Consider the following 23,434-nt stretch of genomic DNA (forward strand, 5'->3'; position numbering starts at 1 on the left):
GATAATCAACTTTAGAACTAATCGCAAACAAAGACCCCCAAAGGGGCCCCAAACGCATACAAAAAACTTGCAATATGTGATTTAGCAAACAATTACCGCTAACCAAAAAAAAGCCCGACTGCTTTCGCAGCCAGGCTTTTTAAAGTTCTAGGAACTCTGTCGAAGTACTTCGATTAGGCTTCGGTTGCGGTCGCTTCTGCAGCAGCGCTAGCGGGTGCTTCAGGAGCGGCTTCGGCTGCGGGAGCAGCTTCAGCGGCCGGGGCTTCAGCCTTCGGGGGGAGCAGAGCCTTCATGGAAAGCTTCACCTTACCCTTCGGGTCAACACCGAGGCAGAGAACTTCAACTTCGTCACCGACGTGAACGACGTCTTCAACCTTGTCGACGCGGTGGTCAGCAAGTTCGGAGATGTGCACGAGGCCATCGCGACCCGGGAGGATTTCGACGAATGCGCCGAACGGCTGGATCGTCTTAACCTTGCCCTTGTACTTGCGGCCCGGTTCCGGTTCTGCAGTGAGTTCTTCGATCATGCGGCGGCAAACTGCAGCAGCCTTACCAGTCGGAGCAGCGATGTCAACGTTACCGTTGTCGTCGATGTTGATGGTGCAGCCAGTCTGAGCCTGCATGCCCTTAATGACGGAGCCACCAGAGCCGATAACGTCACGGATCTTGTTGGTGGGCACCTTCATCTTGATCATGGTAGGAGCCTTTTCGGAAACCTTCGGACGAGGTGCGGCGAGGCCAAGTTCAGCCATGCGGCCGAGAATGTGGAGACGGCCCTGCTTGGCCTGTTCCAATGCCTGACGCATCAGTTCCGGAGTGATACCACGGATCTTGATATCCATCTGGAAGGCGGTGATACCTTCTGCGGTACCAGTCACCTTGAAGTCCATATCGCCGAGGTGGTCTTCAGTGCCGGTAATGTCGGACAAGATTTCGATCTTGCCGCCTTCCTTCACGGAACCCTTTTCGGAGATGAGGCCCATTGCGATACCAGCAACCGGAGCCTTGATAGGAACGCCAGCGTCCATCAAGGAGAGGCAGCCACCGCAAACGGAAGCCATGGAAGAAGAACCGTTGGATTCCTGAATTTCGGAAACCACGCGGATGGTGTACGGGAAGTCTTCGGGCAGCGGAAGAACTGCAGCCAGAGAACGTTCGGCGAGGTGGCCGTGACCGATTTCGCGGCGGCTGGTGCCGAGACGCTTGCATTCACCCACGCTGTACGGCGGGAAGTTGTAATGCAGCATGTAGCTCTTTGCGCCTTCACCCTGAAGGCTTTCATAACGTTGTTCGTCAGCCTTGGTGCCGAGAGTACATACAACGAAACCCTGAGTTTCACCGCGCTGGAAGATGGCAGAGCCATGAGCGCTGGGGAGAACGCCCATATCGATTTCGATGGGGCGGATTTCGGTAGTGGTACGGCCGTCCAAGCGGACGTGTTCGTTCAGGATCATTTCGCGCATTGCGGTGCGTTCCAGATCGCCGAAGATTGCCTTGGCATCAGCAAGGAGAGCTGCGTCCTGAGCGTCGCCTTCGCCAACAATAGCGAGGATACGCGGATCTTCAGTCATACGCTTGCAGAGGTCTGCCATAGCAGGATAGAAGTCGGTCTTGACCATGTTGGAATGAACGTCCTTCTGGAGTTCGTCATTCACAACTTCCTTAACGGTGGTGAGCAGCTTTTCGTGAGCTTCGCCAAGATCCTTCGGAGCGAGGATCATCTTCGGCATCTTACCGCACTGGTCAACAAGCTTCTGCTGAGCAATGCAAAGCTGCTTGATGACTTCGTGACCGGCGAGGATAGCGTTGATCATGGTGTCTTCGGACACTTCATAAGCGCCACCTTCCACCATGCAGACGGAGTCTTCGGTACCGGCGACCACCATGTCCAGATCGGCGCATGCAATCTGATCATAAGTGGGCATCACAACGTTCTGACCGTCAACGACGGCCACGCGAACTGCAGCAACCTGCTGTTCGAACGGGAGGTCAGAGAGACCAATGGAGAGAGAAGCAGCGCTCACGCCGAGAACGTCGGGAGCGAACTTCTTGTCGGCAGACATGACCTGCACGATGACCTGGACTTCACGAGTGAAGTTTTCCGGGAACATGGGGCGGATCGGTCGGTCGATAATACGAGCGGACAGGGTTTCTTCGTCAGACGGACGACCAGCTTCACGCTTGGAGTAGCCACCCGGGAGGCGACCAGCAGCGTAGGCCTTTTCGCGGTATTCAACCGTCAGGGGGAAGAAGTCACCTTCCTTTTCTTCGCCGTAGCAGACAGTGGACAGAACGAATGCGTCGCCCATCTTGGCAACAGCAGCGCCACGAGCCTGCTTGGCAATACGGCCGGTTTCGAAAGAGATGACACGACCATCGGGAAGTGTTACAGACACTTCCTTCGGGTCCAGCATCTTGCCGTACTTTTCTTTGTAAGCATCAATAGACATAGATTATCTCCAGTCCACAGAAATTAGCCGCGGAGACCCAATTCCTTGATAAGAGCACGCTGAGCGACAATGTCCTTTTCGCCGTAGTACTTGAGGAGAGTCTTGCGCTTTGCAACCATCATAGACAGACCGCGCAGAGAGTGGTGGTCCTTCTTGTGCTGCTTGGCGTGTTCGGTGAGGTTCTTGATCTTTTCAGTCAGGAGAGCGATCTGAACGCGGACGTTACCGGTGTCCTTTTCGTTTGCGCCAAACTTAGCGGTGATTTCTGCAGCCTTTTCTTTAGTAATAGTAGCCATTTTACTACCTGTTCCTTTTGGTTTGTTTGTTTTACTTATTTACACGTTTGCACCCGAGTATTCTACATGCACTCCCAGTGGAATTAACTGGTCGGGAATACCAAGGTGAAATGACGTTGAGGAATAATATAGGTAAAAAGAAGAGAGACGAAAGACGGGAAACGAGAGAAAAGAGGGAAAAAAGGGGCCAAAAGGGGTGTTTGCGACTGATTTTAAAAACTCGTAATTCATATTTCGTAATTCATAATTAAGACAACTGTTTTTTCTATCATTGTTGGCGAAGGGTTTAGATAAATTTTGAAGAAGGTTTTACTGGTCATTTTTGCGATTGTATTCTTGTGCGGGGGCGTACTCCCTGCGGTGGAAGATTATCTTGACGAAATCGCAAACAGTAAGGACGTTCTCACCTTCTTCAACAAGAAAGATTCCCCTGAAAAGCTGAAGAAGTTCATCGTTTCGGTGAACCGAAATTTGAGCGTTGCCGACGTAGATCGTTTTGCCGGATACATCCTGACCTACTCAAAACAGTATGATATGGATTACAAGTTGGTGGCAGCCATTATCGCTCAGGAAAGCAGGTTCAAGGTCAACGCCAAAAGTCGCGTCGGGGCTTTGGGTCTTATGCAGATCATGCCAACCACCGGGAAAAATGTCGCTCAAAAGTTGAAGCTTTCCAAGTACAGTTTGTTGAACCCGAAAGACAATATCCAGATTGGCGTAAAGTTCCTGTCGATGCTCCGCAGCGAGTACAAGGGCGATATAAACCTGATGTTGGCCCACTACAATGGCGGATACAGGCAGGCGGAACTGTACAAGGCATTCAGGTATTTTGAATTTTTACGCCTGATAACCATGCAGTACGAGACCTTTAATTACGTGAAAAAAGTAAAGACCAACTACCGAAAAATCTCCCGCGACGAGGTATGAGGAGGTCGCCTACGGCTCCTTTCAGCGATGAGCTATGAGCCTTGAGCAATGAGCTAGATAATCGCGCCAAAGGGACCTGACGTCACCCTGAGGAATCTCAGGATCTTGTGCGTTCACGGGATTCTGAAACAAGTTCAGAATGACAGTTTGCGGATATTCAGAGGGACAGTCCCCACTGTTCACTACCCCCCCCTCTAGGTTGCGAAGCAACCGACCTGAAACCTCTAGTGTAGCGAACCTCATTTTCAATTGCTATCTTTGGCCGCAAATGTTCGAGTCCTTGAATTTTCACTTTTCCTTCTACGACTACCTGCTGGTAGCCATGGTGACTGCGCTTGGAACCTTGAGTGCTTACCTGAAGGACCCGCAGCTGAAGGCGGTTACGGCCACCATTCCCATCCCCTTCGGTTTCGCCTACATCGCCGTGGGCCTCCCCATCGGGGCCGCAAACGCCATTTCCGGATTCATGTGCATGCTGTATGCGAACATCGTCCGCATCCTCCATTACAAGGCTAAAGTGCCTATCGTGCTGTCCATCATTATAGGCCTAGCCTGTTTTGTGGCCATGGGCACCTTCCTTATGCCCCGCATCCCCGACAACGAAGCCTTTTTCGTAGGGGTCTGCGCCTTCGACTTTATCGTTGGCCTCATCATGTTCCAGAAGCAAAAATACAAGGCCGGTGTCCGCTACAAGACACCCCTGCCCATCTACATCAAGGCCCCCGCCATTGCCGGCGTGGTCAGTGGCCTCATGTTCATCAAGCGACTCATGGGCGGATTCTGCACCAGCTTCCCCATGATGAACTCCATCGTCAGCTACGAAAGCCGTTTTTCATTGGGTGACCAGTGCCGTCAGCTGCCCCTGTTCCTGATTGCAGGCCCCTTTATGTTCCTGGAGATGCACTTTATCGAGACCCGCCTGGGCCTAAACCATTGGCTGGTACTGCTTAGCGGCTACATTATCTTCAGCGTGATTTACGTTCCCCTGAACAATGAACTGAAACGAAGGAACGCCTGTAACTATAACAACCCCCAGGAATAGTTCCCCATAGGCATATTCCAAGCTGTTGTGATTAAATAAACGTTTTTAACAACAAGGGCGCCCCAAAGGCGTCCTTTTTCGCTATTTGGAAATATTTTATATAATGGTAATTTGGCACTTCATACAATTTAGGGTGCCGCTGGTGAAATCTGGAGAATATATGTTTGGAAAAATCAAGGCGATTGGCATTATGGCAGCCATTGTTGCCACCGGTGTAACACAGTCCAACGCTGAAGCTTACGACTGGGGTAACGTCCGTTTCGATGGTGGCGGATTCATGAGCGCCATCCTCCCCAGCCCCTATCAGAAAGATTTGATTTACGCCCGTACCGACGTGGGCGGCATCTACCGCTGGGATGCAACCAAGTCCTACTGGATTCCTCTTATGGACCAGTTCAGCGAAGAAGACAAGGGTCTTTACGGCACCGAATCTTTCGCCCTGGACCCCACCGATCCCAAGCGCATTTACGTTTTGGCAGGTACCGGCTATTTTAGCTGGGGACGCACTGCAGTACTCCGCTCCGAAGACTACGGTACCACCTGGGACACCACTTATGTAGGCAACAAGGAAGGCGAAGGTATTCTCGCCCACGGTAACGGCATGGGCCGCCAAACTGGCGAAAAGCTGGCCGTAGACCCCAACATGCCCAACATTATTCTTTGCGGTAGCCGTACTGCAGGCGTTTACAAAAGTGAAGACTATGGTAAAACCTGGAGCAGCCTCTACAAGGTGGCTATTTCTAGCGCCTCGGGAAACAGCCTGAGCGGCGTAAATGGTGTCGCCTTCGTCATGTTCGACGAATCCCAGGGCAAGCTAGCCGACGGCAGCACCGCCACCATTTACATCGGTATTTCCGACACCAAGGACAATCTGCAAGTTTCTAAGGATGGCGGTAAGACCTGGAAGACTATCGAAGGCGGCCCCTCCAAGTACATGCCCCACCGCGCCAAGATCGTAGATGGCGATATGTACATCACCTACGCCGATGGCCCCGGCCCCCATAACATTAGCGGCGGCGCCGTGATGAAGCTGAATCTCAAGTCCGGCACCTGGACCGACATCACCCCGTATGATGATGAAGAAGACGAAGGCGGCACCGTTCAGCACAAGAAGAACGAAAGTTCCTACGGCGGCATCGCCATCGACCCCAAGGACAAGAATCACATTGTAGTTTCTACCCTGGGCAAGTACACCGGCCGTCACGTAACCAAGGACGAAAAGGATAACTACGGCGACCGCATTTACGTTACCACAGACGGCGGCAAGAACTGGGTCCATGGTCAGCATTACGGCGACGTACCCAATATCGACGCCAACGGTACCGACTGGATTCCGGGTAATGCCATCCACTGGGCAGGCTCCCTGGAATTTGACCCGTTCAACAACAAGAAGGTCTGGGTCACCAGCGGTAACGGTATTTTCACTACCGACGACATCACCGCCAAGGTTCCTGTCTGGAAGTTTGAATCCAAGGGCGTAGAAGAAACCGTTCCCCTGGATATTGTCAGCATTCCGGGCGGTCCCCTGGTTACGGCCATCGGCGACTATGATGGCGGAGTCTACACCGACATTAACGCACCCGTCAAGCGCCACTTCCCCATCGTAGGTTCTACCGAAAGCATCGGCTACGCAGCCCTCACCGGCACCTTGATGCGTACCGGTATCGTAACGGTCTACGGCCAGTACGATTCCAAGAGCTACAAGAAGATGTACCGTTCCGACGACTTGGGCAAAACCTGGGACGAGATGCCCATGGACACCACAAGCACCATGGAGAACATGCGTAAGGGCCACCTGACTCTCTCCGCAGACGGCAAGGTCATCATGCACAAGCCGGAAAACGGATCCAGCTTCTATCGCTCCGTTGACAACGGCAAGACATGGAAAGAAGTAAAGACCGGTAGCGGCAACGGCCGTATGGCTTCTGACCCCGTGAACCCGAAGGTATTCTACGTCATCGGCGATAACGGAGAAGTGATCGTTTCCAATGACGCCGGCGAAACCTTCAAGCAGGTAACATCTCTCAAGACCAACGAAAACTTCTCTGGCGATGGTAACCCCATCCGTACCGTTCCCGGCAGAGAAGGCCACATCTGGGTGGCTCGCGACCAGAATCAGATCTGGCAGAAAGACGGTTACACTCATAACGGTCTCAGCTATACCGAAGACGGTGGCAAGACCTGGAATGATTGCGACATCGTAGGTACCGCCGTTGCAGTAGGTATCGGTAAGGCAAAAGAAGGCGCCGACTACGAAACCATCTACATCTGGGGCGGCACCAGGGAATATGTAGGCGAAGGCCAGTGGGGCGGCAAGGAATACAAGTACTCCACCGTCGGCCTCTACCGCAGTACCGACAAGTGCAAGACTTTCGAACGCATCAACGATGACATGCATCAGTTCGGTGGTCCGGGTAACGGCAAGTTCGTCCAGGGCGACATGAACAACTACGGCGTGGTGTATATGAGTACCGTTGGCCGTGGCCTGATTGTTGGCGCACCGGAAGGAACCAACATTGTCATGAACAACCCCAGAATCATCAACATCGGACGTTCCGCCAGCATGAACCAGCAAGGACGCAGCCTCCAGATCGCAGCCCCCGAGGGAGCCGTTCTCAAGCTGTATTCCGCAAACGGAAAGATTGTCCTTTCTCAGCAAGTTGGCGGCAATGCAAACGTCAGCCTGAACAGAATTCCCATGGGTAAGTACATCGCCCGATTGACCAACGCCAACGGAAACAATCTGCTTTCCAAGGCCATCCTGGTCAAGTAAGCTTTAAGGAGCAAGAAAAGAAAGCCCTCGGTTTTTAGAACCGGGGGCCTTTCTTATGCAATTTTTTGGGAAAATTACTTGGCGAGAGCACTGAAAGATTCAGTGTAGGAGTTCTTGATAGCCATTTCATCGGTCAAATTGTACATAAAGTACAGCTGACCCAGATTCAAGGTCACGAGGGTACCGGTTTCGTCAAGAGCGACAGTGGCGGCCAATTCAACAGTCTTGGGTCCCATGCACATGGTGTTGGTAAAAGACCTCATGTGCAAGACGCCTGCGGCAACAGACCATTCGCCGTAAACAGGATTGCAGTCTGCGGTAGCAATGTCTGCTGCCAGGGCAGGAGCGTCAAACTGGAATTCATGAGTATTCTTGTCGAAAGTCAGCGTGCCCGGAGCTGCGGTGTAATTGAACATGGAATGCATTTCACCAGAAGCCTTGTTGGCCATACCATTGGCGTTCCATGCACCATTCAGGCAGTCATCGGAAATGCCGTTAGCGCAAAGTTCTGCACGGGTCGGATCCGGAGTGCTATCATCGCTACAGGCAGACAGGAGACCCAGGGAACAAACGCCAGCCAGGGCGATCAAAGAAAACTTTTTCATATAAAACCTCTGTTATTTGTGGTTGAATATAAGAAAAAGTGGCGAACATTTTTTTTTATTGATTTTATTTTACCAAAAGACAATGGCTTTTTTACGCAAAAAAGCATAATGTTGTAAAAAAGAACAACAGAAATCCCCCCATTTATATGTACAGACAGGTCAGGAATAGCTATTTTTGGCCCGTGTTTGGAGAGGTCTGCGACTTAACAACAGCAGACGAGTGGAGTTATAGTAGAATGAAGAGATATCTGACAGCAGCAGTTTTGGCTACTTCACTGATGTCGCTCAGTGAAGCAGCCCCAAGCACAAACTTCCAGGTCAACTTGCTGGGCGATTCTAATATGGGGAGCCCTAGCCTCACCCATGCCGAAAAGAATTACCAGGCAAGCGTCAAGGTTTATTCCATGTTGGGCAAGGAAGTTCTAACCTTAGGTAAGAACACCACCTACTTCGAAGCTACCAAGGCATGCAGCCAGAACCTCCCCTCAGGCCGCTACGTGATCAATATCAGGGCAAACGGAACCGACCGCAGTTCCATTATCAATGTTAGATAGTCTAAACCCGACTCTATACTAAATCTTAATCAAGTCCAGGACCGAAAGCACTTCATCCTGGACTTTAAATTTGACTTCAAAGCCAGCAAACTTAAAGCCGTAAACTCGGTCGGCATCCTTCTGGTAAGCCGGGCGGGGATCCTCAGCCAGAATTTCGCGGAGGGTATCCAATTTTTCTGCCGGAAACTCCCCAAGGTCCACGGAGAATTCCACCTTCAGGCTTTTTTCGCGGAGGGGTTCCGCAAAGCCGCCCAGTGCATCGGGCACGGAATCGGCATAAGGCAAATAGGGCTTGATGTCTACAATGGGAGTTCCATCCATCATGTCGGCGCCGCTAACGATAATTTCGGGGCCGCAATAATCCCCGTCAACCACGTTCAGGCGGATTTCCTCGATTTTTACGCAGCTCATGGCCACGGGATTAGGGCGGAAACTGCTGCGGGTGGCAAAAACTCCCAGACGCTTGTTGCCTCCGAGGCGGGGCGGGCGCACCGTAGGACTCCAGCGATTTTCGCCGTTCTCGCCCACCCTTACATTTTCTGAAAAAATCCAGAGGACCCACAGGTGGCTAAAACCCTCGAGACCGCGCAAGGCGTCGGCCACTCGAAACTCAGGTTCAAAGCGAATGGAGGAACGCAATTCCTTTAGCAATCCACTCTGGCGGGGAATGCCGAACTTATCGGGAAAGTCACTCCGGATTCTGGCAATGACCTTAAAGGGGAAATGAGATGGGGTTTCGCAGTCTGGGTTCACAGAGCCATATATAAAAATTTCTATCTTGCCCCACCGATGATTTAACTCAGGCGAATGTTTTTTCGCCGCAACATAGAAGAGGAACAAATGACCGTAGTCGTCTTTATTCTTTACTTGTTGATGATGCTAGGCATCGGTGCCTACTTCTCTCGCAAGGCAAATAGCCTCAACGCCTACTACCTGGGCGATCGTGGCATGAACAAGTGGGTGGTGGCTATGTCCGCCCAGGCTTCCGATATGAGTGGCTGGATGCTCATGGGTCTCCCCGGCGCCATCTACCTCAGCGGTTTCTCCGAAGCATGGATCGGCATCGGTCTCGTGATCGGTACCTATTTCAACTGGAAGATCGTTGGCCGCCGTCTCCGCAAGTACTCTCACTTCTGCGGCGACTCCATTACCCTCCCCGACTTCCTCTCTAACCGTTTCCGCGACAAGAAGGGCATCATCCGCGTGATCGCATCCTTCTTCATCCTGGCATTCTTCCTGTTCTACACCGTTTCCGGCTTCGTGGCTTCCGCAAAGCTCTTCGGCACCATCTTCGGTCTTGACTACACCACCGGCCTGATCATCGGTGCCGTGGTTGTGGTGAGCTACACCTTCATGGGCGGCTTCTTCGCTGTTTGCTGGACCGACTTCATCCAGGCTTCCATGATGCTCATTGCCGTGCTGGTGATTCCCACCATCATCTGCGTTTCCGGTGGCGGCTTCGCTGCAACCATGGATGCAGTGAACGTACAGAATCCCTACCTCATGAGCCTCTTCACCAACGCCTCTACCGGCAAGGCCATCGGTTTCATCTCCCTGATTTCCAGCCTGGCCTGGGGTCTCGGCTACTTCGGTATGCCCCACATCCTGGTCCGTTTCATGTCCATCAAGAACGCTGAAGAAATCAAGCATTCTCGCCGCATCGCCATGACTTGGGTCATCATCTGCCTCGGTGCTGTGATCATGATCGGTCTCCTTGGCCGCTATTATGTAAGCGCTAACGGTCTCACTGTCCAGGACCCTGAAAGAATCTTCATGGTCCTCTGCCAGGCCCTCTGCCATCCGGCTATCGCCTCTATCCTCATGGCCGCCATTCTCGCCGCTATCATGAGTACCGCAGACTCCCAGCTCCTGGTTTCTGCTTCCGCTTTCAGTAACGACATGTACAAGCACATCTTCCGCAAGAACGCCTCCAACAAGGAACTGATGTGGGTGAGCCGCGTTGTGGTTGCCGTTATCGCTATTATCGCTGTTCTCGTGGCACTCCAGGGCGCACCTTCCGCTGGTGCCGCTAAGGAAGGCAAGAGCTTCCTTGACGTGGTCATGAGTCTGGTCAGCTTCGCCTGGGGTGGCTTCGGTGCAACCTTCGGTCCGCTGGTTCTGTTGGCCCTCTTCTGGAAGCGCACCACCCTGCCCGCAGCCGTTGCCGGTATGCTGGTTGGTGGCATCACCACCTTCGTCTGGAAGTTCTACCTCTCCGGCCTCAGCGGTGAAATCTTCCAGATTTACGAACTGGTTCCTGGCTTCGTATTCAGCATGGTTACCATCATCGTGGTAAGCCTTTTGACCAAGGCCCCCTCCAAGGAAATCCAGGACGAATTCGACCAGGTGGAACACACCCGCTTGAGCGATATGAAGCTGTAAGATTAGATATCAGATTCACGATATGAGATATGGATTTCTCATGTCGTGAGATTCCGAAAAAATCGGAATGAAGATTTGCAGAATTCAATTTAATCTTCAGCAAAAAGAAACCCAGACTTTTTAAGTCCGGGTTTCTTTTTTTATAGTCTAACGTTCTAGATTAACAGAACTAAGTCGTTCCAGATTCCAGACCCTTCACAGGAAGAACCTTTACAGAACCATCGGCACCGATCACCACGGCAATACCGGCCAGGTAAGTAATCCAGCTGCGATTTTCGTAGTATCTAAGGTCAATCTGACGGCCAGAGGCATAAATTGTCAAAGGAGCCAGGAACATGTCGTGGGTATTCACCACGCTTACACGAGCCTTCTTGGAAATCACGCCCACCAGGAATTCATCAATGAACTGCTTGGCACGAGAGTCCAGGTCATAGAAGGCATCTTCATAACCGCCATTGAAAGCCCAGTCCGTTGTAGCCACATAGTTTCCATCGGTAGACAAGGCTGCATAAGCATTGAAAGCGGAGTCATTCTTGATGAACCAGCCTCCATTCAACACGCCATAAGCATCGTGGTTGAATCCAGTTTCACCACGACCCTTGGCGATATTCTCCAACGTTTCGCGGGTACGGACATATTCAGAATGAGCGTAGTAGGCCGGATCTTCGCTTGCGATTTTCTGGCCCACGGACTGAGCAGAGAAAATACCGAATTCCGTCAGGTGAGAAGTTTTTCCAGAACTGGAATTACGTTCGGCATGGCGCAGAACAAAGACCACCTTTTCATCGGGCTGCAGGGCCTTGAACACCTTTTCTACACTAGTGAAAGTCGTCAGGTCCGGATTGGCCGGATCGTATGCCACGTCGGCATCGGGATCAGCAAAGAGCGTTCCCTTAAAAGAGGACGTTCCAAGAGAATCCAGGCAATAGACGCCGTTACCCCTGCCATTGTCAAGAGGTTTGACTTCGCAGCCCTCGGGTACATAAGAGGGTTCATCGATATCGGTTCCAACAGCATAGGGGTCCGCATTGGGATTCTCCGTCGGACCTTCAACACCGCTAGAAGATTCAGGCTGAGACGGATCCAAAGTAGGATTAGACGGGTCTACAGACGGATCCACTGTGGGGTCAACAGTCGGGTCAGACGGATCGGCAGAGGCCGAAGACTGCGCACCCGGTTCAGGAGACATGCCGGAATCGGAAGAAAGGATTTCTGATGCAGGAGGATTAGGATCGTTAGAAGGTTCTGTTGCAGAACTACTGTCGCCACAAGCCCAGAACAGGGATGAGCACAGGACAGGCAAAATCAGGAATTGTTTTTTCATAGACTCTAATCTAACAAAAAGGGCCAAAATGACAAGTAAATTTTAGGAAAGGGTCTACGAACACCAGCGATTCCTTTCGTATTCCCGCAATATTTCCACAGCATCGGCAGGTTCGTGCCCTTCTACACGCCTCAAAAAGTCGCCCACCGTTTCACCAGGTTCTCGGTGGAAGCCTGCACGAGCCAGTTCCTTTTCGGCAGCATCCAACTTTTTTGCCCAGTGAATCGCCTTGGCCGACGTAGACACGATTCGCTTTTGACGAGCCCTAAGGGCTCCACGGGTTTTGATCGCAACAAGGAACGCTGACAATAAAACGAGAAGCAGGTAAGGGATTCCGCTATCTATAAAGCTCTGGGTGTAGTTCTGCCAGCTGTCTACGGAACGCCTCCATTCACCTTCCTTTAAGAAATGCATGATGCGGGCGGCGCGACCGCGGATTCCTTCCCACTTTACGCTGAACCAGCTAGGCTCGGTGCCCAAGGGAGAAAACATAGGAGGCGTGGGGTCAAAAATAGCCCAATGACCATCCACAAAAACTTCGACCCAGGAATGGGCATGCTTACGACGGAACACCGCATAGGGGCGGCCCTCCACCACTTCGGGGTGAGCAAAGCCGGTAGCATAGCGGGCAGGAATTCCAACGCGGCGCAAAGCGAGAGCCGCCAAGGTAGCGTAGTATTCACAGAAGCCCTGCTTGGCATGCCAGAAAACAGACAGAGGATCCCGGGTCACATTCCCGCCACTGCGCCAACGTTCCAGTCCCGGAATCTGCAAAGAATAAGTAAAATGATTCTTGAAATAAGCCAGAACACGCTGAAGATTTTCTGCATCGGAATTTTCACCGGAAATGCTGTCGCTACGGACCAGTCCCATCTCGGCCACTACGGAATCCATAAGCGTTTCATAGCGGGCACCAACATGCAGGTCCCCTTCGCTGTACGCCAGCAGGGAATCCGGGATGACGCAATTTCTCTGGGAGCCACCAACGCCTTGAGCATCTCCATTCTCCTGAGCATCGCAAACGAAGTAGTACCAGTCCGAACGTTTGCCGTTCTGATCTAGCCCGCGGACCATGCCCCCGGCAAAATACTGTAATGAATCCACGTCCTTTGCGGCATAGCCCACCGCACCATAGGGAGCAAATACAAAACCAAAATTCTTTACGGAGGACTGTACCCAAACCTGTCGTACTCCATGGTTAGCGGAACCTGCCGGAGTCTCCCCCATCGAAGTAACAGAATCCATCACTTCCATCACCGCGTAGTCCACCTGGTAATAGGCCGGCGTCAAAGTCTTTACTTGTTCCGTAGGAAGTTTCCAGATTCCCGCCACGTACTTTTCGTAACTGGCCGCCTTCAGATAATTGGAAGGCAACGAATCCCACACGCGGAGCACCACCTGACTATTATACTTGCCGTTGTAATTGCTGCCAAAACTTCCCAGTGCCGCCACCTGGTCAAAGCCCATGACCCGTTCACGCTGGTAATAATCCTCGGCCCACCGCGCCCCTTTTTCGTAGCGATGCGCCCGCCAATAACGCCACCCGCCAAAAGCGATTCCGCCCAAGGCAACCACCAGCAGCACAAACAAAAGATACTTGTACCAGGCCGTTCCCCGTCGGCTGTAGGCAAACAGGCAAAGCAGCAACCCTACAATACCAGCAACAGCCCAACCCTTAGGCACCATGAACATACCAAACAGCAAGGCCGCCACACCGTCAAAAGCCACGAAAGCTTCAAAGCCGCCATTACCGCGACTGCGTTCCTGCAACGCCGCCAAGAACAGCAAATACAATCCCGGCAAGAAAATCATCATGGGGTTCACACCGTTCTCCACACCGGGAGTCACCACCCAATACAAGGCCAGCGGCACAATGGCCCCATAGGCAGGAATCTTGTTGTACTTGGGGCGCTTGGAAAATTCCTTGCGGCTGGTGGCGTTCAAGAATCCCGTCACGGCAAAGTAAATCGCAAAAAGCAGGCCCAGCCAAGTCGCCTCGAAAGTATGCCCCAAGTTAAAGGAGGCTGTCATCAAGAACAGGCATTTGGCTACATAACGGATGTCTACTATTTCTTTTTTCACAGCGACACCCCCGACTTTATGGAAGCGGGCTCCACGAACAGGCACTTATCCGAAGATGGATCACGGCCCACCACAATATGCTTGTGGACCAGAGGTTCTTCCTTGGCGTACAGTCCCACCCGAAGCACCGGATCCATGGGCCGTGCCGCAGGAGACCAAGGTCCTGGCTTTCTCGCCGAAATCAAGTTCGCCGCAGGAATTCGGGCCAGCGCGTCCATCAAGTTCTTGCGACGTTCCCCTTGGGCGGCACCACTACCAGCCAGCGGAATTTCTTCATCGTCAATAAAGAATCGCCCAAGGATGTTCCGTTCCAGAAGCCACAGGCCAATTCCCGCCGTCAAGCGGATGGCAAATTCCAGATGCTGACGTTCTCCAAAGGAGGGAGCTGCCGTATCCAGAACCAGAATGGCACCGGCCCCGCGTTCCGTTTCAAATTCCTTGGTAAAGGGCTTGCCGTAGCGGGCAAAAGCCTTGTGGTGCAAGTCTCGAAGAGCATCTCCTTCCCGGTACTCGCGGACGCCCACAAAATTCATTCCGCGATTTAGGCTAGGCATCAACAGCGGGGCAAACACCATGCCGCTAGCCCCCGAGGTTAAGAACGGGAATTCACCCACCTTTATAGGATTCGGATAAACCAGCAATTCCGCAGAACCGCGATATTCAAAAGGCCACTGCAAAAGTCCCATGATTTCGGGAACGTTGGCCGCAATCTTTTTCAGCGGAAAAGCGCCGCGGTTCTTCGTCTGAATTTTGCATTCCAGTTTCTTAAAACCGTCAGCGGCATTAATCTGAACCATCTCGGATTCAAGCCAAGTCAAGCTCGGGTCCATACGGTAAGATGCCAACTGCACCGAATCCAGACGATCAGCAGATCCGCCTCCGCGACCAAACAATCGCAACAGCAGATTAGAAGAACGCTTACGACCGATGGCATTTATGGCATCTTCGCCCCCAACGCCCACATCGGCCCAGATGGTAGCCACCTCCCCCTCGTAAGCGGGAGTCACCACCACATTTTCCATAGAAACGTAATTCAGCTTGCTGGAACAGAACAGGGAAAGAATCATTCCCAGGAACAGCAAGAAATCCAGACCGCAAAACACCCAGGCCGCCCAGAATCCAGGGACCATGCCCACCGCCATAGACAAGGGCATCAATGCGGCAGCCGCCTTTCCCGCCGGAGTAAAATATTCCTGCCACAGGTAGAACGCGAGCATCAGAACACCCGCCCGCCGAGGCGCACGAGGAACACTACGAACAAACCAGGAGAAGAAAGACATGGGAGTAGGAAGTAGGAAGTAGGAAGTAGACGGTAGGTGGTAGGTGGTAGGAAGGGGAGAGTGTCATCCTGAGCGTAGTCGCAAAGCGACGAAGTCGAAGGATCTAGCAAATCAAGATATCAGAAACCAAATATGAGTTATCATTGTTGCGCCAAAGGCGCCCTTACCTGCGGTGAGTTTTCAGTTGTGAGCTATGAGTTTTTTATAGTCGCGCCAAAGGCGCCTTACTTTTAGCTCACTGCTCATCACTCGCAGCTCATCACTCATTACTAACCTCACTTCGGTACTTTAACTTTTTTCAGGATGCTTTGCAGGATGTTCTTGCTGGCTTCTGGATTGGCGCTGTCCTTGGCAAACACGCGATGTTCCATGACCGGGAAGAACACCCGCTGAATATCATCGGGATTCACGAAATCGCGACCAGCCACAAAGGCACAGGCCTGAGCCATTCGGACCAAGTTCAAACCAGCGCGAGGACTTGCCGCCAGACGTACGCCCCCGTCACTACGAGTCGCCTGCACAAGAGAAACGATATAACGTTCCAACGCCTCATCAATATGAATCTTGAAAACCTGTTTGCGGGCTTCGAGAATATCCACCGGCGAAGTCACCGCCACCACCTTGTCTACAGGCCGACCTTCACGATGGCTGCGCAGAATATCAAGCTCCGTTTCTTCGGTGGGGTAACCTACAGAAATGCGAACCATAAAACGATCCATCTGAGCCTCGGGCAAAGGGAACACCCCGTGGAATTCCACCGGATTTTCGGTGGCCAGAACCATGAATAATTCCGGCAACTTGTGACGTTCACCTTCCAGCGAAACCTGACGTTCTTCCATGGCTTCCAAAAGCGAAGACTGAGTTCGTGGCGATGCACGGTTAATTTCGTCGGCCAGCAAAACCTGGGTAAAAACCGGACCCTTCTTAATATCGAATTCACCGGTCTTGGCATTATAAACCGCGCCACCCGTCACATCGGCAGGCAACAAGTCCGGCGTAAACTGGATTCGGGAAAATTCCGCCCCCACAGCCGCCGCCAGGGCCTTACTCAAAGTCGTCTTACCCGTACCCGGCACATCTTCAATCAGCACATGGCCATCGGCCAGCAATGCCATCACTAGAAGTTCCACCGTATCGGACTTCCCCAGCAACACCCCATTTAAAGCAGAAATCAAAGACTTAATCATACCTTAAATATATGTAAGTCAGAGAGAAAAGCGCTAACCAGGGGAAAAATAAATGAGAATTCATGCGCAAGAATCAGATACCAGTTTTGAGTTATGAGATATGAGGTATGAGGTATGTGGTATGAGATATGAGGTATGAGGTATGTGGTATGTGGTATGAGATATGAGGTATGAGGTATGAGGTATGAGATATGAGGTATGAGGTATGTGGTATGAGGTATGTGGTATGTGGTATGTGGTATGTGGTATGTGGTATGTGGTATGAGATATGAGGTATGTGGTATGAGATATGAGGTATGAGTTATGAGGTATGAGTTATGAGATATGAGGTATGAGCTATGAGGTATGAGGTATGTGGTATGAGGTATGAGGTATGAGTTATGAGGTATGAGTTATGAGATATGAGGTATGAGGTACGAGGTACGAGGTATGAGTTATGAGGTATGTGGTATGTGGTATGTGGTATGAGGTATGTGGTATGAGGTATGAGATATGTGGTATGTGGTATGTGGTATGTGGTATGAGGTATGAGGAAAATGCAAAAAGATTTTTTATTAACGCAATAGGTATAGAATTTTTATTTCACTTTTAACATAAAGCAAAATCTTCTAGCAATTTGTCTTAAACAGCGAAGGCCGTAGGTCACTACGTTCAGGTTGGATTTTTCTTCGGCGTAAACAGTGGGAATGGGAAGTTCACCTATGGCAAAGCCACGGGCATCCGCAATGGAAATCAGCTCCAGGTCGATGTCAAAGGAGGGGCTCAGGCGAGATAGTTCCACGGTGCGCAAGAAGTCGGCGGAGTAAAGAATGAATCCGCTGTGGCGATCAGTCAGCTTCTGACGGAACACCAGATTTTCTAGGGCGGTCAAGAAGGCTCCGCCAATTCTCTTGTGCAGGGGCATGTTCCCTGCCTTGGCGCCACCGGTCACTGCGTGGCGAGAGCCCTGCAATAGAGCGAGCGCAGATTCGTTACCGTGGCCATCTACGGTTCTGAAATTTTCCAGATGGTCTAGAAACTGGTCCAGCAAATCAGCGGGGTACTGTCCGTCGCCGTGAAGGCAGACGATGAACTTGGCGCCCGAGGAGAGTCCTTCGCTTAAGCCCTTTTTGACGACAGCGCCATAGCCGCTGTTCTTTTCAAAACGAAAATATTCGAGGCGGGGGGCGGAACCGTTCCGAGATTTTTCAACAGTCCCTTCCTGCGATTTTTCAGCGGGACCTTCCCGAAAACCTTCTACATATTTATCAAACTGTTTGCGGGTCCCGTCCTGCGATCCATCATCTATCACAAGAATCTTGGATTTGCGCAACACGCTTTGGGGAATTTTATCCAGCACACCGGCCAAGGTCTTTTCCACATTGTAGGCCGGCACAAAAATAAAGGTGTTGAATTCCGCGGGCATTATTCCGCCAACTTTTCAAGGCAATCCGAAGTGCTGTAATGTTCCGCAAACCAGGTCAGCGATTCCCGCAAGACTTCACGCAAGGGTGTCGAAGCCTTAAAGCCTACCAGCCGTTCCGCCTTTTCGACACTGGGCATGCGGCGGAGGGAATCTTCGTAGCCAACGCCATAGTATTCAACGCCGTCCACAATCTGTGCCCCAGGGATTTCTTCTACGGGAATGTGCTTTACATCGGCATAGATTTCGGTCATGATCCGTGCCAGTTCCGCAATGGAAATTTCGTTGTCAGGATTTCCAACGTTAAAGGCCTGGCCCTTTGCAGCCGCAGGATTTTCGAAGATGCAGAAGATAAAATCAATGGCGTCATGAACCGAGGTAAAGGTCCGTCGGGCAAGTCCGCCATTCACAAGCTTAATGGGTTCGCCCCGCACCAGGGCCGTAGAAAAATTCGCCAGCACCCGGGGGATTCCTTCCCCATCGACGCCGGGCATAAAATCCATGTAGGGGCCCACAAAGTTGAAGGGGCGCACCACGGTCCATTGCAGGTTCGTAAGCCCTGCCATATAGCGTTCCGCCAGAAGTTTTGCGGTAGCGTAGCTCCAGCGACTTGCAGCCACCGACCCAAAGACAAGGTCTGCAGAATCTTCTTCCAGCAGGCCGGAATCCGCCGCGGTCTTTCCATAAATTTCGGAGGTAGAAAAATGGATTAGCCAGGAGCCGCTCTTGGCGCAGGCGTCGGCCAGGCGGGCCGGGTGATCGTAATTGCTGCGAATGACGGTTGCCGCCTCGGACATATAACGGCTAGGCACGCAAATGGCAGCCAAGTTCACCACCACGGGGAACTGTGCAATGCGCTGCACCACGGAAGGGTTCGCCAGATCGCCGCAGTAGAATTCCACCCGCGGGTCAGCCAAGTGCTGCTGGATCCTGTAAGATTCAAGGTCTACGGCAAACACCCGCCAGCAGGTACGCTGCAGCACAGCTTTAAGCAGGTGACTACCAATAAAACCACCGCAGCCGACAATGGCCACGGTGATCGAATTGTCTTTAGGATTTAAGTGCGGGATTCTCAAGGATTACTTAGAAACCTTGAAAGTACCGGAATTACCGGCCTTACTGGTATTTTCGTAAGGAATCACGCGGATGATAGCTTCATCGGAAGGTTCAGAATAATTGCTATCGAGAACGACCTTCTGTTCGTAGCAAGTCTTGCCATCCGGATGTTCCGGGCCCATGGATTCTTCGAACATATCGTCGCCCAGGTCATCCTTGTCGACCTTGTACACGAAACGGAAACCCGTTCCCTGAATGTCGGAGCCGTAAATAACGGTAATGGTTTCGCCCATCTTGAACTTTTCGCCACCGGCCGGGTAGACGACCTTTACGCCGCCTTTAACGGAGCAGTCGTAGCCAGCCTTTTCGTCGCTAGAAGCAGAAGAGGAATCATCACAGGCGACAAAGCCGAAAGATGCAGCAAACAGAGCGGCCAGGGAAATCACACGGGAAAATTTCATAAAAAACCTCCAATTACTAAACGGAATATATAAAATTTGAATGCCTTCAAGAACTATAATACCATAAAAAGATGCTATATTACCGTCCTATAATTGTTAGGTGTTGAGGTTATGTCGACAATCTTATCGAAGATACCCATGAGGTCGTCATCCCTTCAAGTACATGCAAGGAACTGTGTATCCGTAAGGACTCCTCATTCACCTTTGTATCGCGTGAAGTCGTGACTACGGGAAACTTTGCAGGTCTTGACTCCTTGTATGAAGCTTTCGGTTTGATCAGGCCAGATCTCGTTGATATGTATGGTGTTGGAGGATCGAATTGGAACTACGTTCTTTCGGGATCGAAAAACGATGTTTATGAAAGTTCGCTGAACGCCCGATTGAAAGATGAAATCCTTTACAGCATCGACCCTGGGGAACCCTTTATAATCACCATTGACACATTTAATGTTCGTGTTGAAAAAGGGACAAATACCAGTTCGTTAGCAAGTCGCACTTATCTGAAATCCAGTCAGATAGATGTGTGCGGACAATTAATGATTTGGGCGAACGAAAGCGAAAGCCTTTCTCACTTTTTTGTGGGCGGTTCCATAATGAGCGCAGAAGTGGAATTGAATGGCCGATCTTCAACCAGTGATGAGTGGATTTCCGCGTCAACTGTCGGATACACCCTTAATTTGGGCTACACCATCGCAGAACATTATCGAGTCGGGTTACAGATGGCTGCACAACACATGTCAGTCGCTGTAGCAGGAACTGGGGAACACCGTAGGTGTAGCAATGTCACTTTACTGTCAGAAATTTTTTCTACATTAAGCCCCAAAACTGATTTTTGAACGTACGACATTATTCTATTTCTACACGACTTATGAGCGACATGAACAACGATAACGAAAACGAAGTAGAAACTTCCAAAGAATCTTTTAACGATGTTAAGGTGGGTGAGCACCAGGATACTACTCTGGGCCTGTCCAATGTACACCACCTAGAAAAACTGTATGACGGCTGGTTCCTTGATTACGCCAGCTATGTAATTCTGGACCGCGCCGTTCCGTATTACGAAGACGGCTTGAAGCCGGTGCAACGTCGTATCTTGCACTCCCTGTTCGAAAATCACGACGGCCGTTACCAGAAGGTGGCAACCATCGTCGGTCGTACCATGGCTTACCACCCCCACGGTGACGCATCCATCGGTGATGCCCTGGTGGGCCTGGGCCAGAAGGGCCTGCTCATCGATACCCAGGGTAACTGGGGTAACCCGCTGACCGGCGACCGCGCTGCAGCCCCCCGTTACATCGAAGGACGTCTGACACCTTTTGCCGTAGACGTGGTCTTTAACGGCGAAACCACCGAATGGGTGCCCAGCTACGACGGACGTAGCGAAGAACCGGTAACCTTGCCTGTCAAGTTCCCCCTGCTTTTGGCTCAGGGCGTCGACGGCATTGCCGTGGGTCTCAGCACCTCCATTCTCCCCCACAACTTCCGCGAACTTTGCGAATGCAGTATCGCCATCCTCAGGGGCAAGAAGTTCGAACTCTATCCCGACTTCTTTACCGGCGGCATTATCGATGTTAGCGAATATAACGACGGTCAGCGTGGCGGTCGCGTGCGTGTGCGCGCCAAGATCGAAAAGGTCGACAACAAGACTTTGGCCATCCGCGAAATCCCCTACGGCACCACAACTTCAAGTTTGATCGACAGCATCGTCAAGGCCAACGACAAGGGCAAGATCAAGATCAAGCATGTGGACGACAACACCAGCCGCGATGTGGAAATTCTGATCCACCTGCAGGCCGGTACCGATCCCCAGGTGGCCATGGACGCCCTCTACGCCTTTACCGACTGCGAAAAGAGCCTGTCCCCCTGCACTTGCGTCATTGTAGACAAGCACCCCAAATTCCTGGGCGTGTCCGAAATCCTGCGCATGAACACCGAACATACGGTTCACCTGCTGCAGTGGGAACTTCAGAACGAACTGAAGCACCTTGAAGACAAGTGGCACATGACCAGCCTCGAAAAGATCTTCATAGAAAAGAAGGTCTACCAGGTTATCGAGAATGCCAAGAGCCGCGAAGAAATGGTCCAGCTCATTGATGAAGGCCTGAAGCCCTACGTCAAGAAGATGCTCCGCCGCGAGGTCACCGAAGAAGAAATCCTGAAGCTTGCAGAAATTCCTATCCGCCGCATCAGCCGTTTCGACCGCAAGAAGGCCGACGAACTGTTGGCAGAACTGGATGCAAAGATTGCCGAAAACAAGTTCAACCAGGAACATATTACCGACTACACCATCAACCACTTCAAGAATATCCTCAAGAAGTATGGCGAAGGCAAGGAACGTAAGTCCCAGATTGCAGAATTCGGCAAGGTGAACGCTGTACATGTGGCCATCGCCAACCAGAAGCTGTATGTCAACCGCAAGGAAGGCTTCCTGGGCACCAGTATGAAGAAGGAAGAATACCTCTTCGACGTTTCTGAATACGACGACCTGATCGTATTCAAGGCCGACGGTAGCTTCAAGGTGGTCAAGGTCAGCGACAAGGACTTCGTAGGTAAGGATATTATCCTAGTCGAAAAGTTCAAGAAGGATGATGACCGTCATATTTATAACGTCATCCATTTGGATGGCAAGGACGGAGCTTACTACATCAAGCGCTTTAACGTGGGTGGCGTCACCCGCGACAAGGACTACTTCATGGGCAAGGGTAAGCCGGGCAGCAAGATTCTCTACATGTCCAGCAACCTGAACGGCGAAGCCGAAGTGGTAGAAGTCACCCTGAAGCCCCGCCCCCGTACCAAGCTGAACTTCGAAGTGGATTTCAGCACCATCGAAGTGAAGGGCCGTGGCGCCATGGGCAATATCGTTACCAAGTACCCGGTCAAGAGCATCAAGCGCCTGCGCAAGGGTGTAAGTACCTTGGGCGCCCGCGTGCTGTACTTTGACGCCCCCAGCGGTATCATCAGCACCCAGAAGAAGGGTGACCGTATCGGCGAATTCGGCGAAAAGGACAAGGTCCTTATCGTCAAGGAAAACGGAACCGCCCGCGTCCACGACATGGCAGATCCCATTCTCGTGGGTACAGGCATCAAGTACATTCACAAGTACGATCCTGCACAGGTCTTTACGGTGCTGTACTTCGAAGGCGGAAACTTCAACTACATGGTCAAGCGCTTCAATCTTGAAGGCTGCCCCATGACTACGGAATTCAGCCTGGTCAGCGATCATAAGGACACCCAGATGATCGAATTCTTCGCCACCGACGACGCCCGCGAACTGATGGAATATCAGGTGGGCCGCGAAGTCCAGAAGGAAGAACTGGATCTGACGGAAATTGCAGAAGTCAAGGGCTACAAGGCTCTGGGCAGCAAGTTTACCGCCAAGAAGGTCAAGCGCGCCAGCCGCATTTCTCCGCCGGACACTTTCGATGACGGCACTTCGGATTCCGAAGGCGAGGACGACGGCGACAACGACCTGTTCAAATAGACACCAGTCATCCCGGCCTCCGAGCCGGGATTTTTCTTATTGACCATTCATTTTACTATTAGCATATTACCTTTGGTAAAATACTAAAGGTGAAATACGGAAGTCGTTCTCCTGTCCAATCAATGCCTCCAG

General features: G+C 51.7%; 18 protein-coding genes. 7 read left to right on the forward strand and 11 right to left on the reverse strand.

Annotation, left to right across the window (positions count from 1 at the left end; genetic code table 11):
- Positions 1–173: 173 nt before the first annotated feature.
- Together pnp and rpsO are read right to left on the reverse strand one after the other, a co-directional pair.
- A complete protein-coding gene (gene pnp, locus BUB94_RS01985) occupies positions 174–2,411 on the reverse strand; it encodes a polyribonucleotide nucleotidyltransferase (RefSeq protein ID WP_371585311.1) in 2,238 nt (745 codons plus the stop codon).
- A gap of 62 nt (positions 2,412–2,473) precedes the next feature.
- Positions 2,474–2,746, reverse strand: coding sequence for a 30S ribosomal protein S15 (gene rpsO / locus BUB94_RS01990; protein WP_073156633.1), 273 nt, complete (start codon positions 2,744–2,746; stop codon positions 2,474–2,476).
- Between the two features lie 297 nt (positions 2,747–3,043).
- Here rpsO and BUB94_RS01995 point away from each other — a divergent pair, with 297 nt between their 5' ends.
- The 3 genes from BUB94_RS01995 to BUB94_RS02005 all read left to right on the forward strand — a co-directional run bounded on the left by BUB94_RS01995 (position 3,044) and on the right by BUB94_RS02005 (position 7,488).
- The gene (locus tag BUB94_RS01995) at positions 3,044–3,673 is read left to right on the forward strand and encodes a lytic transglycosylase domain-containing protein (protein WP_073233768.1); all 630 of its coding nucleotides are present in this window, start codon (positions 3,044–3,046) and stop codon (positions 3,671–3,673) included.
- Positions 3,674–3,941: 268 nt separating this feature from the next.
- Complete coding sequence (locus BUB94_RS02000; RefSeq protein ID WP_073156628.1) at positions 3,942–4,715, forward strand: hypothetical protein; 774 nt, start codon at positions 3,942–3,944, stop codon at positions 4,713–4,715.
- 160 nt (positions 4,716–4,875) lie between these two features.
- Positions 4,876–7,488: a VPS10 domain-containing protein gene (locus tag BUB94_RS02005; RefSeq protein ID WP_073233770.1), complete on the forward strand. Its 2,613-nt coding sequence runs from the start codon at positions 4,876–4,878 to the stop codon at positions 7,486–7,488.
- 74 nt (positions 7,489–7,562) lie between these two features.
- Here the strand turns inward: BUB94_RS02005 and BUB94_RS02010 are convergent, their stop codons facing one another.
- On the reverse strand, positions 7,563–8,093 hold the full coding sequence (locus BUB94_RS02010; protein ID WP_073156622.1) for a hypothetical protein: 531 nt from the start codon (positions 8,091–8,093) through the stop codon (positions 7,563–7,565).
- 236 nt (positions 8,094–8,329) lie between these two features.
- On the opposite strand from BUB94_RS02010, the gene BUB94_RS02015 reads away from it, so the two are divergent.
- Complete coding sequence (locus BUB94_RS02015) at positions 8,330–8,647, forward strand: T9SS type A sorting domain-containing protein (protein WP_158236587.1); 318 nt, start codon at positions 8,330–8,332, stop codon at positions 8,645–8,647.
- 18 nt (positions 8,648–8,665) lie between these two features.
- Here the strand turns inward: BUB94_RS02015 and tsaA are convergent, their stop codons facing one another.
- Positions 8,666–9,400, reverse strand: coding sequence for a tRNA (N6-threonylcarbamoyladenosine(37)-N6)-methyltransferase TrmO (gene tsaA, locus BUB94_RS02020; protein WP_073233772.1), 735 nt, complete (start codon positions 9,398–9,400; stop codon positions 8,666–8,668).
- 87 nt (positions 9,401–9,487) lie between these two features.
- Here tsaA and putP point away from each other — a divergent pair, with 87 nt between their 5' ends.
- Positions 9,488–11,029, forward strand: a complete 1,542-nt coding sequence (gene putP, locus BUB94_RS02025; protein WP_073156614.1) for a sodium/proline symporter PutP — start codon at positions 9,488–9,490, stop codon at positions 11,027–11,029.
- 169 nt (positions 11,030–11,198) lie between these two features.
- Here the strand turns inward: putP and BUB94_RS02030 are convergent, their stop codons facing one another.
- The 7 genes from BUB94_RS02030 to BUB94_RS02060 all read right to left on the reverse strand — a co-directional run bounded on the left by BUB94_RS02030 (position 11,199) and on the right by BUB94_RS02060 (position 19,821).
- On the reverse strand, positions 11,199–12,353 hold the full coding sequence (locus BUB94_RS02030; protein WP_083538015.1) for a phosphoglycerate mutase family protein: 1,155 nt from the start codon (positions 12,351–12,353) through the stop codon (positions 11,199–11,201).
- A gap of 54 nt (positions 12,354–12,407) precedes the next feature.
- Positions 12,408–14,435: a DUF4129 domain-containing transglutaminase family protein gene (locus tag BUB94_RS02035; protein WP_073233776.1), complete on the reverse strand. Its 2,028-nt coding sequence runs from the start codon at positions 14,433–14,435 to the stop codon at positions 12,408–12,410.
- Positions 14,432–15,652 carry a DUF58 domain-containing protein gene (locus tag BUB94_RS02040; protein ID WP_073233778.1) on the reverse strand — a complete coding sequence of 407 codons (1,221 nt, stop codon included), beginning with the start codon at positions 15,650–15,652 and terminating at the stop codon, positions 14,432–14,434. Before BUB94_RS02040 ends, BUB94_RS02035 begins: the two co-directional genes overlap by 4 nt.
- A 338-nt stretch (positions 15,653–15,990) precedes the next feature.
- Positions 15,991–16,902, reverse strand: coding sequence for an AAA family ATPase (locus BUB94_RS02045; RefSeq protein WP_073233780.1), 912 nt, complete (start codon positions 16,900–16,902; stop codon positions 15,991–15,993).
- A gap of 577 nt (positions 16,903–17,479) precedes the next feature.
- Positions 17,480–18,307, reverse strand: a complete 828-nt coding sequence (locus tag BUB94_RS02050; protein ID WP_073233783.1) for a glycosyltransferase family 2 protein — start codon at positions 18,305–18,307, stop codon at positions 17,480–17,482.
- Entirely contained in the window at positions 18,307–19,338 is a 1,032-nt protein-coding gene (locus BUB94_RS02055; RefSeq protein WP_254793635.1) for an NAD-dependent epimerase/dehydratase family protein, read from the reverse strand. Before BUB94_RS02055 ends, BUB94_RS02050 begins: the two co-directional genes overlap by 1 nt.
- Before the next feature lie 45 nt (positions 19,339–19,383).
- Positions 19,384–19,821 (reverse strand): hypothetical protein, encoded by a 438-nt coding sequence (locus BUB94_RS02060; RefSeq protein WP_073156600.1) that lies wholly within the window; start codon positions 19,819–19,821, stop codon positions 19,384–19,386.
- Between the two features lie 221 nt (positions 19,822–20,042).
- On the opposite strand from BUB94_RS02060, the gene BUB94_RS02065 reads away from it, so the two are divergent.
- On the forward strand, positions 20,043–20,657 hold the full coding sequence (locus tag BUB94_RS02065) for a hypothetical protein (protein ID WP_088665429.1): 615 nt from the start codon (positions 20,043–20,045) through the stop codon (positions 20,655–20,657).
- Positions 20,658–20,689: 32 nt separating this feature from the next.
- Positions 20,690–23,302 (forward strand): DNA gyrase/topoisomerase IV subunit A, encoded by a 2,613-nt coding sequence (locus BUB94_RS02070; RefSeq protein WP_073233789.1) that lies wholly within the window; start codon positions 20,690–20,692, stop codon positions 23,300–23,302.
- Positions 23,303–23,434 lie beyond the last annotated feature (132 nt).

The sequence above is a fragment of the Fibrobacter sp. UWH9 genome (genome assembly GCF_900129715.1).
Taxonomy (GTDB): Bacteria; Fibrobacterota; Fibrobacteria; order Fibrobacterales; family Fibrobacteraceae; genus Fibrobacter.